Annotated in this window: 16 protein-coding genes and 1 pseudogene; 12 read left to right on the top strand and 5 right to left on the bottom strand. The window is 68.2% G+C overall.

All coding sequences use genetic code 11. The features are described 5' to 3' along the window. Positions 1–79: 79 nt before the first annotated feature. The gene (locus tag IEY79_RS04420; RefSeq protein WP_189105925.1) at positions 80–1588 is read left to right on the top strand and encodes a DUF4246 domain-containing protein; all 1509 of its coding nucleotides are present in this window, start codon (positions 80–82) and stop codon (positions 1586–1588) included. Between the two features lie 160 nt (positions 1589–1748). Here the strand turns inward: IEY79_RS04420 and IEY79_RS04425 are convergent, their stop codons facing one another. The 3 genes and pseudogenes from IEY79_RS04425 to IEY79_RS04430 all read right to left on the bottom strand — a co-directional run bounded on the left by IEY79_RS04425 (position 1749) and on the right by IEY79_RS04430 (position 2866). Beyond that, the gene (locus IEY79_RS04425; protein WP_189105926.1) at positions 1749–2117 is read right to left on the bottom strand and encodes a low affinity iron permease family protein; all 369 of its coding nucleotides are present in this window, start codon (positions 2115–2117) and stop codon (positions 1749–1751) included. Between the two features lie 173 nt (positions 2118–2290). Next, positions 2291–2377: pseudogene (locus IEY79_RS38300) on the bottom strand (MOSC domain-containing protein); the annotation flags it as partial. A gap of 135 nt (positions 2378–2512) precedes the next feature. Then, complete coding sequence (locus IEY79_RS04430; RefSeq protein ID WP_189105927.1) at positions 2513–2866, bottom strand: PRC-barrel domain-containing protein; 354 nt, start codon at positions 2864–2866, stop codon at positions 2513–2515. A 508-nt stretch (positions 2867–3374) separates the two neighbouring features. Between IEY79_RS04430 and IEY79_RS04435 the strand changes: the two genes are divergently transcribed. From IEY79_RS04435 to IEY79_RS38305, 4 genes are all read left to right on the top strand, one after another. After that, the gene (locus IEY79_RS04435) at positions 3375–3503 is read left to right on the top strand and encodes an SDR family oxidoreductase (RefSeq protein ID WP_189106051.1); all 129 of its coding nucleotides are present in this window, start codon (positions 3375–3377) and stop codon (positions 3501–3503) included. A gap of 243 nt (positions 3504–3746) precedes the next feature. Next, positions 3747–5069, top strand: coding sequence for a geranylgeranyl reductase family protein (locus IEY79_RS04440; protein WP_229700618.1), 1323 nt, complete (start codon positions 3747–3749; stop codon positions 5067–5069). A gap of 454 nt (positions 5070–5523) precedes the next feature. After that, positions 5524–7392 (top strand): CocE/NonD family hydrolase, encoded by a 1869-nt coding sequence (locus IEY79_RS04445; protein WP_189105928.1) that lies wholly within the window; start codon positions 5524–5526, stop codon positions 7390–7392. A gap of 74 nt (positions 7393–7466) precedes the next feature. Then, positions 7467–7607 (top strand): CGNR zinc finger domain-containing protein, encoded by a 141-nt coding sequence (locus IEY79_RS38305; protein WP_189106053.1) that lies wholly within the window; start codon positions 7467–7469, stop codon positions 7605–7607. Positions 7608–7766: 159 nt separating this feature from the next. On the opposite strand, the gene IEY79_RS04455 is transcribed toward IEY79_RS38305, so the two are convergent. Then, a complete protein-coding gene (locus tag IEY79_RS04455; RefSeq protein ID WP_189105929.1) occupies positions 7767–8219 on the bottom strand; it encodes a nitroreductase family deazaflavin-dependent oxidoreductase in 453 nt (150 codons plus the stop codon). A gap of 448 nt (positions 8220–8667) precedes the next feature. Here IEY79_RS04455 and IEY79_RS04460 point away from each other — a divergent pair, with 448 nt between their 5' ends. Beyond that, positions 8668–9201 carry an EF-hand domain-containing protein gene (locus IEY79_RS04460; RefSeq protein ID WP_189105930.1) on the top strand — a complete coding sequence of 178 codons (534 nt, stop codon included), beginning with the start codon at positions 8668–8670 and terminating at the stop codon, positions 9199–9201. A gap of 81 nt (positions 9202–9282) precedes the next feature. Here the strand turns inward: IEY79_RS04460 and IEY79_RS04465 are convergent, their stop codons facing one another. Next, on the bottom strand, positions 9283–9609 hold the full coding sequence (locus IEY79_RS04465) for a plasmid stabilization protein (protein ID WP_189105931.1): 327 nt from the start codon (positions 9607–9609) through the stop codon (positions 9283–9285). Positions 9610–9751: 142 nt separating this feature from the next. On the opposite strand from IEY79_RS04465, the gene IEY79_RS04470 reads away from it, so the two are divergent. The 6 genes from IEY79_RS04470 to IEY79_RS04495 all read left to right on the top strand — a co-directional run bounded on the left by IEY79_RS04470 (position 9752) and on the right by IEY79_RS04495 (position 14387). Then, the gene (locus tag IEY79_RS04470) at positions 9752–10000 is read left to right on the top strand and encodes a DUF8825 domain-containing protein (protein ID WP_189105932.1); all 249 of its coding nucleotides are present in this window, start codon (positions 9752–9754) and stop codon (positions 9998–10000) included. Positions 10001–10103: 103 nt separating this feature from the next. Beyond that, on the top strand, positions 10104–10895 hold the full coding sequence (locus IEY79_RS38310; protein ID WP_189105933.1) for an aromatic-ring hydroxylase C-terminal domain-containing protein: 792 nt from the start codon (positions 10104–10106) through the stop codon (positions 10893–10895). 225 nt (positions 10896–11120) lie between these two features. Further along, positions 11121–11639, top strand: a complete 519-nt coding sequence (locus IEY79_RS04480; RefSeq protein ID WP_189105934.1) for a hypothetical protein — start codon at positions 11121–11123, stop codon at positions 11637–11639. 80 nt (positions 11640–11719) lie between these two features. Beyond that, entirely contained in the window at positions 11720–12559 is an 840-nt protein-coding gene (locus IEY79_RS04485; RefSeq protein WP_189105935.1) for a DUF4097 family beta strand repeat-containing protein, read from the top strand. 44 nt (positions 12560–12603) lie between these two features. Then, positions 12604–13605 carry an ATP-binding cassette domain-containing protein gene (locus IEY79_RS04490; RefSeq protein WP_229700619.1) on the top strand — a complete coding sequence of 334 codons (1002 nt, stop codon included), beginning with the start codon at positions 12604–12606 and terminating at the stop codon, positions 13603–13605. Then, entirely contained in the window at positions 13602–14387 is a 786-nt protein-coding gene (locus IEY79_RS04495) for an ABC transporter permease (RefSeq protein WP_189105936.1), read from the top strand. Before IEY79_RS04490 ends, IEY79_RS04495 begins: the two co-directional genes overlap by 4 nt. Positions 14388–14593 lie beyond the last annotated feature (206 nt).

Raw genomic sequence — 14593 nt, forward strand, 5'->3', positions numbered from 1 at the left:
ACGTCCGACCACGGCTGCGGTGTCAGTCTGCTGAAGTATGGTCCCCGCCACCGCACACCGACTGTGAGGACCAAGAGAATTGACTGGCCTGTCCGCTTTCCCGCTGCCCTTTCATGCTTCGCGTTCCATATCGTTCGCGACACCCCGAACCTTGCGGGAACTTCAGATGATGGAGTGCAGCTCACACATTCGGGAGAAGCCCGGGTGGTTCGACAAGATGAACGATGCCGGCATCCGCGACAGGTGGAAGCGAGAAGCGATCGCGCAGGGCCTCACCGAAGCGCAGGTTCGATATGTGCTTGCCGAACTCCCGCATTACGCCGCACTGCGGGACGCGCGAACCGGCGTCGAGGTGTCCGCCGTCGACGGGGTGTGGCACTCGGACACCCTGGTCGACGACGCGCTGCGATCCCGGCTGCGCGAGGCGGTCCGGGTTCTGGAACAGGTCCCCGAGGCAGAAAGGGACTGGCATCCCGGGTCCGACGGCCAGGTACTGGACCTGGTTCATCCCTCTCTGTTCTGCCTGGTGAGAGAGGCCGGCGGTGCGCACGAGCGGGCTTGGCAGAACCCGACGGACCGTTATACGAGGTACGAGTTCTCGGAGAGATTCCAGTGGCTGCCCACGGACGTCGACGTCAGTGACGACGGCGATGTCTCCTTCCGTTCGTACGTCAACAACGTCCACCCCGAGACTCATCGCGAACTGGCGTCCGTCCTGCCTGACTTGTTCGCGCGCATGCGCCCGCTGCTGGAGAACGTGCTCACGGATCTGCGTCATCCGCGACCCCTGCGGATCGAGGCCGATCCCTTCGGGTGGTACGACCCGGAGCCGGAGCGTCCGGACAAGTCCTCCTACGGTGATGACGGGGCCTACGCGGAAGCCGTCCGTGCGTGGGACGAGGCCCACGACCACTGGTGGGAGAACCGCCGCCCGGTCATCCCGGACGCCCCGGCCTTCACCCCACCCGAGTCGCCCGCCGAATCCGCCCGGGTCGACCTGCGCGGCCGCCGTCTCCAGGTCATCGTCAAGCTCGCCACCATTCATCTCACCCCGGACAAGCCCGAGTACGCCGGTGGTTCCTGGCATGTCGAGGGGATGATGAACGAGCGGATCGTCTCGACCGCCATCTACTACTGGGACAGCGAGAACATCACCGAAAGCAGGCTGAGTTTCCGCGCGGCACTTGACGACCCGGACTACGAGCAGAGCGATGACAACGGCCTGCGCGAGGTCTACGGCCTGGAGGACGAGGACGCTCTGAACCAGACGCTGGGATCGACGTCGACCCCGGCGGGCCGCTGCCTGGCGTTCCCGAACATCCTGCAACACCGCGTCGGCTCATTCCGTCTCACGGATCCCGCCCGACCGGGACATCGCAAGATTCTCGCGTTCTTCCTGGTCGACCCGTCGGAACGGATCGTCTCGACATCTGATGTGCCACCGCAACAGCCATGGTCCGACACCTCGACCATGACGCTGGAACAAGCCCAGAACTACCGCGAACAACTCATGCGGGAACGCAAGTTCTTCGTCGACGAACACAACGAGCAGCTATACGAACGAGAATTCTCCCTCTGCGAGCACTGAGCCTTTTCTGTCCTGAATACATGCGGGTCAGAAGGTCGGAAGGTCAGGAGGGTGTGGACGGCCCGGAGGACGGCGCCGACGCGGCGGGTGGTGGATGAGGTCCCGGCGGACTTGACGTGGGCGTGGGCGCCCCGGCGGCAGCGGTCGGCCGCCGGGTTCCTCAGGTGTCGTCCTCGATCTTGATGGCCTCCCTCAGGCTGTGCACGGCCGTGCCCGGCTTGCCTTCCTGCGTTTCGAGGAGAGCCGCCGCGATGGCGTCCAGCTTCAGCTGGATGGCGTGCTCCGCGCGTCGCTCGGAGTTTTTCAGCAGGGCAAGCAGCAGCAGCGTCACGGCGGTCATCGACTCGCCGGCGAGCAGCAGCCAGGTCACGTCGAGCTTGGCGAAGTGCGCGCCGATGACAATGCCGACGAGGACCATGCAGACCCCGAAGAATGCCGGTGAGCTGGAGAAGTTGGAAGCGTACTCCGCGAGGCGGGCGAACCGTCCGGGTCTGTCCCCGCCACGGTCCGCGGGATGTTGAAGCGTCATGCGCCCGACCGTACACACGTTCTTTCCACGTCGGCGTCCGGGCCTCCCCCAGCCGTGAACGCGCCCTCATGCGCCCGCCGGGGAATTACGGGACAGCCCCCACTGGCAGGCTGTGCCCACGGACATGGAGGTGCTCAGCGCCGATGACTACGAGTCGGTGCATCGGGCAAGCCGAGGTGTGGCGGCGCGGTACGGGATGGGTGGTGGCGGATCGTCTTGCCCGCGTGTACGTCTCCTTCGACGCCGAGCCCGGCGAGCAGCGTGACGGACTCGTGCTTGCGGCCTCTGTGGACCGTGCGACGTCCGCGACCCGTACCGGCAGCTACGGGTTGACATGCCTGTGGGGCGGACCGGTTGTTGCCCGGTCCGCCCCACACATGCTGTGGCTCGACGCGTCAGCGAGGGCGGTGGCCTTCGTAGTAGGTGCCGAGCTGCTGGTGATAGCCCACATCGCCAAGGTGCTTGTCCTTGTCGAACTCCGGAGACTCCTTGATCTGCTCCTTGGTCAGCTCGACGAAGACCGTGCGGGCCGCCTGGTCGACCGTCCGGACGACGCCGGCCGGCAGCAGAACGTGCTTGCCGAAGATCCAGACGCCCGTGTCGACCACGAGGTACGCGGAACTGACGTCGTCCGAGTGCTTGTCGATCTTGCCGATACTGCCGTCGGTCGCCTCGACCTTGTATCCGATGAGGTCGGTACCCGCGGTGTGGCCGGCGGTCGGCTGGTAACCCCAAATGTTATTGCTCATAAAAGTGTCCCCTTCACGCATAGAAATTCTTTCCCGTCAGCAGAAAACGCGAAAGACCGAGCAGGTTCACGCCCCGCCCGTACGGCGGCGATGCTTTCTTCAATTCATCGCGTGCCCGGGGATCCAGGTCTCACACTCCCTGTCCTGGGAGTGAATTGAGACAGTCGTCGCACCGGCCTGCCTCCGCCGATCCGAAAATGTCTGTTTCCGCAGGTGAGGGGTGGATAATTTCCCTGCGGCAACTGTTGGGCCCGAGATGCGGCGGTGGCCGTCGTGGGCCCGTCCCGAACGAGCGGATGCACGCGCGCGGTTGAGCTCGCGCGGGGCGAACCGTCCGATGCCCTCAGGAGAGGGGGCCGGGTGGCGGGAGGAGTGTCGCTACGGCGGCTGTCACCGCGGCCCTGTGGTCGGGGCCGGTTTCGTCACGGTTCTCGGGTTGCAGCTCTTTGAGTGACCGGGTGCCTACGGTCCCGACGGCAACGCACTCGTACCGGTCGACGACTTCGCCATCCCGCGCAACGCCACCCCGGAGGAGATCGCCGACTTCATCCTCTTCGCCGCTTCTGACGAAGCCCGGTTCGCCACCGGCGCCGAAATCGTCGCCGACGGAGGCTTCACACTCGGTGCCCTCGCCTGAAAGCCCTCCTACGCCGACGCATCGGGGGCCACGCCGTGCTGGGCAGGGCCCCCGTCCCGTCGGCGATGGCTGGTCGATGGCCTGCGGTGGGGGTCACGGCGCGTCGGGCGCATGACGAGGGTCTGCCCCAGCACGGACTGGGTAGTTGTCTCACGCGCACGTGAGCGGACTCACGGAAGCGCGCAGCGCTGGCGCGTGGCAGCAGGAGCGTCACCGGCTACCTATTGATCGAGGAGGCCGCACGTGCCGCCAACAGAGCGATCACACGAATTCGCCGACGTCGGCGACAGCGAGGCGCAGGTGATCGTGGTGGGTGCGGGCCCGGCGGGTTCGACCGCGGCCCTCTACCTGGCACGGGCCGGCGTGGACGTATTGCTGCTGGAAAAGGGCACGTTCCCGCGGGACAAGGTGTGCGGTGACGGCCTCACCCCGCGGGCCGTACATCAACTGGTCCGAATGGGTGTCGACATCGATGCTCCCGGCTGGCAACGCACCAAGGGAATGCGCTGGATCTGCGACGGACGCCAGGTACACATCGACTGGCCTCGCTCCGGCAGTCACCCGGACTTCGGCCTCACCCGCAGTCGGCACGACTTCGACGACATCCTGGCCCGCCAGGCGGTGGCCGCCGGAGCCCGGCTGCGTCTGGATACGAAAGCGACAGGTCCTCTGACCGACCGCGGCGGGCGCATCGTCGGCGTGTGCGCGATCACCGGTGCTGACAAGCAGCCACAGACGTACCGCGCCCCCGTGGTGATCGCCGCTGACGGCGCGTCAGCGAGAACAGCCCTGGCCATGGGGCTGGAACGCGATCGAAGCAGGCCGATGGCCACCGCCGCTCGCCGTTACTACCGCAGCGGTGTCCGCACGAACGACCCGTACCTGGAGCTCTGGGCCGATCTGCTCTGCTCCCGTACCGGCCGCGACCTGCCAGGATACGGATGGATCTTTCCGCTCGGTGACGGCCGCGTCAATGTGGGCCTGGGCGCACTTCCCCACCGGCGGCACGGAGCGGTCGATCTGCGGGCCACCATGGACGAGTGGCTCCTCCGGCTGCCTCCGGACTGGGGGCTCAGGGAGGAGAACGCCGACTCCCCGCTGCGGAGTGCCGCGCTGCCCATGGGCTTCAATCGCAGGCCCCAGTACCACCGCGGCCTGCTCCTCATCGGCGACAGCGCGGGCATGATCAGTCCGTGGAGCGGCGAGGGCATCGTTCAGGCGATGGAGGCGGGGGAGGTCGCCGCCGAAACTGTCGCGCTCGCTCTGCACCGCCCCGGCGGGACGCCGCGTGAGCAGGCTCTGCACCAGTACCAGCGAGAGGTGAACCGCCGCTGGGGGCGGTACTACCGGCTCGGCAACTCCGTTGCCGACCTCGTACTCGCCCGTTACGGCTATCGGCCTCTCCTCAACCGCCACGTCATGGCCACGCCCGCTCTGGTCCGCACTCTCGCGCGACTCCTGACCCACGGTTCCGACGCGCCCTCGGACGACCTGATCGACACGGCGGTGCGAACGCTCGTACGGATGGTGCCCGCGCAGGTTCAACGCACCAGGTCCAAGCGCTGACGCGCGAGGCCAGGTCCGCAGACCCCAGGTCAGTTCAGACAGTCCAGGTGCTCCGGGTGGGCCAACTCCTGCGGCCAGAACCGCACTTCGCGGCGGCCGCGTTCGGGCTGGGCCACGCCCGTCGCCAACCCTCGCTGCCGACCTCGATCAGAAACCGGAACCGGAACTGATCACCAACAGCCAGGAGGCATGCCGCGACTCGGGGGATCTTGAGGCATCCGAGCCCGGCCTGACCTGCATGGATGAGGTTCCGGGCCGGGTCGCGGGGAGCGCTGCGTCATTGACGCGATTTACCGATAATCGTAGGCTGCCTCGCCGTCTACTCCGACCATGTCCCTGACACAACTCCTCGCGTATGCGGGGCCGTTACCGTCGCCTCCCCCACGGCAGGTCAAGGCCTCCGCCCGACCGGTGCATCCGCACCACCACGCACCCACAACTCTGGGAGACGCATGTGAAAAGACGTCGCTCGGCCACATGGGCCGCCTCAACACTCGTCGCGGCCCTCGCGTTGACCGGCACGCTCACCGGCCCCGTCGCCGCGGCCGAGGATCGCGCGGTCGCGGGCGAGGTCGCCACCGCGACCGACCCCGTCACGCACGCGGAGAACGACCGCGTCCCGGAGGGGTCCGTCTGGACGCAGAGCTACTTCCCGTCCTCGGACCGCTCCGGCACCGAACTGCACGCCGACGTCCTCCTCCCCGAGGCACTGCCCAAGAAGAAGCGCGTTCCCGTCATCCTCTCGATCGGCCCCTACTTCGGGCACTCTGGACAGACCGGTACCGAGGACTGGACGCACACCGGCCCCTCGTCCCGCTTCCAGGACTTCATCGAGGGCACCGACCTGTTCGACGAGGGGTACGCCTTCGTCATGGTGGACCTGCGCGGCTTCGGCGGCTCCACCGGCTGCCTCGACTGGGGCGGGCCGGGCGAGCAGGCCGACGTCAAGGCCGCCATCGACTGGGCGGCGAAGCAGCCGTGGTCCACCGGTGCGGTGGGCATGTACGGCAAGTCGTACGACGCCGTCACCGGCCTCATCGGCAACAACCTGGATCAGAGGGCGCTCAAGGCCGTCGTCGCCCAGGAGCCCGTGTGGGACATGTACCAGTACATCTACTCCAACGGGGTGCCCCGCCCGAACGTCACCGGTACCGCCAACGCCTACAACTCCATCGCCACCCTTGGTCAGATGGCGGACGACGACGCGCGCTACCAGGCCAACGCCCGGTGGGAGGAGACCCACCCCGAGTGCCTCACCGAGAACTCGGCCGGATACCGAATAGCCGACCAGCGGGACAAGCACTGGACCTCCCGCGACCTGGCCAAGATGGCCAAGCGCACCGACACTCCACTGTTCGTCACGCAGGGCTTCATCGAGAACAACACCAAGCCCGAGGAGATGCAGGAGTACCTCGCCAATCACAAGGGCCCGGAGCGGGGGTGGCTCGGCCAGTGGGACCACGTGCGGGGCGGTGACCGCACCAGCGACGGGCGTCTGGCCATGGGACGCGAGGGCTGGTACGACGAGACGCTCTCCTTCTACGACCAGTACCTCAAGGGCATCAAGCCGAAGGTCAACTACCCGGCCTACTCGGTCCAGGACTCCACCGGCACCTGGCGTGCCCAGAAGACGTGGCCCGTCGTGGAGCGGCCCGTGACCGTCAAGCTCGGCGACGGCTCGTACGTGGACGACGGCGGTGCCTCGGCGCGCGTAGGCCTGGCCCCGTCCGGCGAGGCGACGCCGCGGTCACGCGAACAGGCTCCCGGCGAGTGGGACATGGAGAACGCGCCCGCGCTCGACCCGGCCGCGCCGAACGGCCTGGCCAAGGGACAGGCGAAGCGCCAGAAGGCCGGTGAGATCACGTCCAGCTTCTTCGTGTGGTCCAAGCCGGTCAAGGAAGCCGTGCGCGTCACCGGGACCCCACAGGTCTCCCTGACCGCCAAGGGCCAGGGCAACGTCATGGTCAAGTTGTACGACGTCGCTCCCGACGGCACCGCCGTCATGTTCGACGAGCAGGTCTCCCTGCTGGACTCGGGCAAGTTGACGGTCGACCTCAAGGCGACCGACTGGACCCTGACAACCGGGCACGTCCTGGCGGTGGAGATCGGCTCCATCCAGACGGGTTCATGGCGAGACACACCCTCCGGCGAGACGATCAAGGTCAAGGACGCACGGGTCGAACTGGCCCTGGACGACCCGGCCGACGACCGCGCCACCGGCGGGGCCCGCTCACCGTTCCTGGACACCTACCTGGCCCAGTACACGGTGGACCTGCCGGCCGGTCCCGCATCGTTCACGCTGCCCTCCGGCGGTCGCCGCTGACCCTCCGGTCGAGGTCGGTGGGTCCGCTCATGTAGCCGCTCCGCCGCCGAAGGTCTCCTTCGGCGGCGGCGCCGCTGGGGCGGTGCGCGGCGGCCGGGTGCGGAAACCACTTCGCGGACCAGTCACGCGACCGGACGCGCCGGTTCTGTTCCAACGCGTGCGCGAGCCGTACGACGGTCGCGGCGTATCGGGCCGGGGCGGAGAAGAACTCATAGGTCCTGTTTGAGAAGTGGCGTCGTCCGCCCGCAGGGCGGGGCCGTACTTGGACGACTCCGACAGCGCAGGGGGCACCTCCCGTGCCCGAAGGGCGACGAGGCGTCGCCGGCAGATGATCGCGCGGGAGTCTTCGAGGATCCGCCGGGCCGGATGGCCCGTCAGGGACGGTTCTGCGGAGTGAGCAGCACGATCGGGATCTCGCGGGCCGTCTTCTGCGCGTACTCGTCGTACAGCGGGAAGATGCGCGCCATCTGGCGCCACAGGGCCTCGCGTTCGGCTGGGGACGCGACCCGGGCGCGAGCGGTGAATCGACGGCCGCCGGCCTGCACCCCGACGCTGGGGTCCGCCTGGAGGTTCTTGAACCATGCCGGATCCTCGTCGGCACCTCCTTTGGAGGCGACGACGACGAAGTCCTCGCCCGCGGTGCCGTAGATCAGGCATGTGCGGCGCGGTATGCCGGTCCTGCGTCCGGTCGTGGCGAGTACGAGCGTGTAGACGCCGTTCGACTCGTGTCCCTCGGTGCCGCCCGAGGCCAGATACGTACGAGTCTGCTCGGCGACCCAGTCCCATTGCGAGTCGGTGGCGTGGTCGAGGTCATCGGCGACAGCCATGACGGTGGGTCCTTTCCGGAAGGGAATCGTTGCGTAACGTGCTGACTGGCTTGTTCAGTTGAGCTCCCCGGCCGACCCGACGACCGTGCCGTCGGGGCCGCGGGCGTAGCAGTACCGGTGGATGCTTGTTGCGGCTGCTCGTGCCCCTGGGATGGAGCTGACCCGGAGTTCTCGACACGACAACGCCTGTGACGGCAGTCACAGTTCCTGCCGGGCGGGACGAGGCTGGAGAGCCCCAGGCAGCGAGTCGGCCTCCGCAGGGCCGCAGTTGGAGCGCCCGGCTTCGGCGGGATTCCTCACACCGTCGGAGCCGGCACACCTCACGCGGCTGGACTTCACCTCATCAAGTGAACTGCCGTCACCGCCCGGGCGTGCCGCGGTGCGCCCACCTGATGGTGGAGGTGATCCCGACCAGTACGGGCTCCGTACGGAACAAGGTGTTGAGGCCATGCGCGCAGAGGCAGTGTCCCGCGTCAAACTCGTCTTCTCCCTGCTCGACGCGGACGGTAACGGATATCTGGAGGCCGAGGACTTCGACCTGATGTCGAGTCGTGTCACCGCGGCGGCTCATGGCTCCGGGGCGCCGGCGAAGGAGGCGATGCGGCTCGCGTTCCAGCGGTACTGGACAACTCTGAAGACCGAACTGGACGCCAACCGCGACGGCCGGGTGAGCTTCGACGAGTACGTGGGGTGCGTGCTCAGCCCAGAGCGATTCGACGCGACGATCGGCGAGTTCGCGGAGGCGCTCTCGGCGCTCGGCGACCCCGACGGCGACGGACGGATCGAGCGCGCCCTCTTCACCGACCTCATGCTGGCGATCGGATTCTCCCCGGCCAACATCGACGCTCTCTTCAACGCCTTCGGCCCGGACAAGGACGACCGGATCACGGTCCCGACCTGGTCGGAGGGGATCAAGGAGTACTACGCCCCCAACCGCGCGGGCATCCCCGGCGATCACTTGGTGGCGGGCGTGCCGAGCTGAACCGGCCCCAGAAAGGGGGGAGTGGAGTGTCACGCGTGACACTCCACTCCCGGCCCATCCAGAAACGACCGGCCGACCGGCTCAGCGGCCCACGGCCTTGCGCAGTTGCTCCTTGTTCATGGACGAGCGCCCTTCGACGTTCTTCTTCTTCGCCTCCGCGTAGAGCTGGTCCCGCGTCGGGCCCTGAGGCCCCTTGTGGGAACGCTCACCCCCACGCTGCGAGGCGGACTTGGGGTCTCGTGTGGACGTCTTGCTTGCGGACTTGGCCTCACCCGACCGGGCGCGTTCCTTGTTGACCGTGCGCGAGGCGATCTCCTTCGCACGGCCTTCCGGCGTACCGCGCTTCTCGGCGCCCTGCTTGATGTGCTCGTACTGCCGCTCTCGCTTGGGACTGGATCCTGCGGGCACGACGGGCCTCCTTTTCGACCTGTTCGGGTGTGACCGCTATAGGTACCCCCGCGCCCACCGGTTCTCACGACGCGGGGCGTGTCGGCCTCCGGCAGTGGGGTGCGGTGTAACACGAGAATCGAATGTGCGTTCTAATATTGGGATGGACGCCCACTCTCTGCCTGAGGACCTGGTGAAGGCCCGCCGTGCTTTCACCGCCACCTACGAGGCGCTTGCCGCGCCGTGCCCCGGGCAGGACCGGGCCGCTCTGCGCCGTCGGCTGCTGCGATTGTCGGTACGGATCTGGTGGCACCCGTACTGGACCACCAGCCGCACGGGACCGGCGGCCAGGGTGCGACTCCGGGAACTGGCCCGCACCTCCACAGGCCCGGAGGGTCCGGGGGAGAGGTGAGAAGTCCGCCGCCCGAGCGACAGCCGTGACGACGAGCGGTCAGTTCCCAACAGGCGCCCCGTTCAGGGGTGTTCACATCTCTGGCACCCGATACAGTGAAGCAGTGCCCCGGTTGCCGAAAAACCCGCTGCGACTGATCCGGGATGACGACCGCGACACGGCTGTGGAGCGCCTGCGGGATGCGTACGCCGAAGGGCACATCACACACGAGGAGTTGGACGGACGTCTCGGCCGGGCGCTCACCGCCAGGACACGTGGCGAGCTCCTGTCGTCTCTGGACTCGCTCCCGGAGGCGGACGCCGGCACGACCTCCACGATCTCCGCCGCCGCCGGACGGATCCAACGGCGTGGCGCCTGGCGGGTACCCAGGAGCCTCAAGGTCGCGTCCGCGTTCGGAAGGGTGCACGTGGCCCTGGCCCGCCCCGGCGCTCAGACGGACGCGCTGCGCGACGTGTTCAGTTCGCTCATGGTCTTCGACGAGGTCAATGGGTACCTGCGCGGCATGATCACCGGACTGGACATCCGGTACCCGGGCGGAGGCGACCACCCTCTGGCGGGCCGCCGGGTTCCCGACGCCGACCTCAAGACGCCCGACGGCGCCACCCGCGTCTACGAACTGCTGCACGCCGCCCGCCCCGTACTGCTCGACCTGCGCGGCAGCGCCGAGTTGGCGGCTGCTGCCGAGGGCTGGGCCGGTCGCGTCGATATCGTCGAGGCGCGGAGCGAGGACGACAACTGGACCGTTCCGGCCGCCGGTGAGATCCCCGCCCCCGCCGCTCTCCTCATCCGCCCCGACGGCCATGTCGCCTGGGCGGCCGGGCCCGGCGGCGCGCTCGACACCTCGGCGCTCCGGACCGCTCTCACCACCTGGTTCGGCCCGGTCCTGCAGGGGTGAGGCACCGCCCGAGTGGCGGTAGGTCGGGGTCGGTCAGTCGGGCGGCTCGGGCTGAGGAGGCCCAGCCGACTCGCGCGACACCAACCTGCGACAACTTGGCGCCGCCACCTCACCCCCCATTTGACCTGCAACAACAGATCGGCCTGGCGCCACGTAATGCCATCTGCGCCATGTTTCCGACCTTCGGGCTTGCCAATGGCGCAACAGTGGTGCCACTATTGCGTCATGGACCTCACGCCGTATGTCGAGACACTCCGCAGGGAACTGACGGTGGCCGCCGAGGCAGCGGGTGACGAAGCCCGTACGCTCGCCGAGCGGCTGACCGCGCCGCTGGAGTCGGCCACCCGCCTGACCCTGCTCAATGTGTTGTCCGCCGCCATGGACGAGATCACCCGTGAACTCGCCCCTGGTTCGGTCGACGTACGGCTGCGTGGCCTCGAACCCGACTTCGTGGTGGTGCTGCCGCAGTACGACGAACGGGCCGAACCGGTCGACACGCCGGCGCCCGCACCGGCCCCGGTCCCCGCCGACACGGACGACGGCGGTACCGCCCGTGTCAATCTGCGTCTGCCCGCCCACCTCAAGACCCGCGCGGAGGAGGCCGCGGGCCGCCAGGGCCTGTCGGTCAACGCGTGGCTCGTACGCGTCGTGTCGGCCGCGGTCGACACGGGCGGCGCCGCCACCCCCCGCGCTCCCGAGAGGGCCAGGACCATCGGCCAGGGCTTCACGGGCTGGGTGCGTTGACCAGTTGATTTGAAACGGCTTCACCCACACCACGTCCCACCAGCGGAGACGTCACGAACACCCAAGAGGACGGTAGAGCCATGCCTTCTTTCGACACTCCCGAGCCGATCTCGGTCACGGCGCATGTGGAGGCCGGTTCCATCCAGTTCACCGCGGGCGACCGCCCCGACACCGTCGTGGAGGTGCAGCCCCGTGACCCGAAGAAGGACAAGGACGTGCGGGCCGCCGAGCAGACCGAGGTCTCGTACGCGAGCGGCGCACTGACCGTCAGGACTCCCAAGTCCAATCTGCTCGGCCGCACCGGGATTGTTGACGTGACGGTCGAACTGCCCGCGGGCTCGGACCTCCGCTTGACCGGGGCCTGGGCGCAGGTGGTCGGTGAGGGCCGGCTGGGTGAGGTTCGTGTGAAGACCTCGTCCGGTGATGTCCGGCTGGACACCACCGGTCCGTTGCAGCTGACGGCGTCGCACGGTTCGATCACGGTGGACCGGGTCGAGGGCATGGCCGAGATCACCACCAGTTCCGGCAGTCTGCGCGTGGGCCTGGTCGACGGCCCCGCGGTACTGAAGAACTCGCACGGCACAACGACCGTCGGCGCCGCGACCGGTGAGCTGCGGGTGAGTGGCGCCAACGGCGACATCGAGATCCAGCGCGCGGAGGACTCGGTCACCGCCACGACCGCCCACGGCACCCTGCGTGTGGACGAAGTGGCTCGCGGCACCGTCCAGTTGGAGACCTCTTACGGTGCCATCAATGTTGGCATCCGCGAGGGCACCGCCGCCTGGCTCGACGTCAAGTCCGACCGCGGGCAGGTGCGCAACACGCTGACCGCGTCCGGAACCCCGGACAAGTCCGAGGACAGCGTCAAGATCCGCGCCCGCACCCGCTGGGGCAACATCGACATCCGCCGCGCTCGCTGAGAGTCCAGCTTTCAATCCATTCGATCCTTCGAACGGGAGGGCCCATGCCTTCACCTGTCATGCCCACGTCCAAGCGTGCCAATGGCAAGGACGGGACTGCCGCCGTCTCGGCTGTCGGTCTGCGCAAGTCGTACGGTGAAAGGCTCGTCCTCGACGGGATCGATCTGCGCATCCCGGCCGGGTCCGTGTTCGCGCTGCTCGGGCCGAACGGCGCCGGCAAGACCACCGCCGTCAAGATCCTGTCCACGCTCATCACCGCCGACGCCGGTGACCTGCGTGTCGGCGGGCACGATCTGGCCGCCGATCCGCAGGCGGTGCGTGCCGCGATCGGGGTCACCGGGCAGTTCTCCGCCGTCGACGGTCTGATCACCGGTGAGGAGAACATGCTCCTGATGGCGGACCTGCACCACCTCTCCCGCGCCGAGGGACGCCGCTCCGCCGCCGAACTCCTGGAACGCTTCGATCTCACCGACGCCGCGAAGAAGCCCGCCTCCACCTACTCCGGCGGCATGAAGCGCCGCTTGGACCTCGCCATGACGCTGGTCGGGGGGCCGCGGATCATCTTCCTCGACGAACCGACCACCGGGCTCGACCCGCGCTCCCGCCACAACATGTGGGGCATCATCCGCGGCCTCGTCTCCGACGGCGTCACCGTCTTCCTCACCACCCAGTACCTGGAGGAGGCCGACGAACTCGCCGACCGCATCGCCGTGTTGAACGACGGCAGGATCGCCGCCGAGGGAAGCGCCGAGGAACTGAAGCGGCTCATCCCGGGCGGGCACATCCGGCTCCGCTTCACCGACCCGGCCACCTACCAGTCCGCCGCCTTCGCCCTGCGTGAGGTCACCCGCGACGACGAGGCACTCGCGCTCCAGATCCCCAGCGGCGGCAGCCAGCGCGAACTGCGCTCCATCCTCGACTGGCTGGACTCGGCCGACATCGAGGCCGACGAACTGACCGTCCACACCCCCGACCTCGACGACGTGTTCTTCGCCCTGACCGGCCCCGCCAACATCCCCAACCAGACCAAGGAGGATGTCCGATGAGCTCCCTGTCCCTCGCCGTCCGCGACTCGAACACGATGCTGCGCCGCAACCTCCTGCACGCGCGCCGCTACCCCTCCCTCACCCTGAACCTGCTCCTCACGCCGATCATGCTGCTGCTGCTCTTCGTCTACATCTTCGGCGACGTGATGAGCGCGGGCATCGGCGGCGCGGACCGCGCCGACTACATCGCCTACATCGTCCCGGGCATCCTGATGCTCACCATCGGCGGCACGACGGTCGGGACCGCGGTGTCCATTTCCATGGACATGACCGAGGGCATCATCGCCCGCTTCCGAACGATGGCGATCCACCGCGGGTCGGTACTGATCGGGCACGTCATCGGCAGCGTCCTGCAGTCGATCATGAGCGTGGTCTTCGTGGGCGCCGTCGCCCTGGCCATCGGCTTCAGGTCCACGGACGCAATGATTCTAGAGTGGATTCTCGCGATCGGGCTGCTGACGCTCGTGGCCCTGGCACTCACCTGGATCGCCGTCGGCATGGGCCTGGTCAGCCCCAACGCGGAGGCCGCCAGCAACAACGCGATGCCGCTGATTCTCCTCCCGCTGCTTTCCAGCGCGTTCATCCCGGTCGACACGATGCCCGGCTGGTTCCAGCCGTTCGCCGAGTACCAGCCGTTCACCCCGGCCATCGAGACCCTGCGCGGACTCCTCCTCGGCACCGAGATCGGCAACAACGGCTGGCTCGTCATCGGCTGGTGCCTGGTGCTCGCGGTGCTCGGATACCTCTGGTCGAGCTCGGTGTTCAACCGCGACCAGAAGTAGACGCAACGGGCGCGCGGACCATCTCCCGCGGCTCTCGTCCCGCCCCAGGGCGGCGTACTCCGACCTCACGTCGGCGTCCGCCGCCCGGTCGGCGTGCGGGACGGCCGCAACGGGTCCTTCGGAACCGGCGCGGGGCGGTCGTCGCCAGCGTCGTACGTCTTCCTGGTGCCACCGCGGCGCACCAGGAGCACGCTGGGAAGGGAGAG

Origin of the sequence: Streptomyces camponoticapitis (assembly GCF_014646115.1) — a bacterium.
GTDB classification, from domain to species: domain Bacteria; phylum Actinomycetota; class Actinomycetes; order Streptomycetales; family Streptomycetaceae; genus Streptomyces; species Streptomyces camponoticapitis.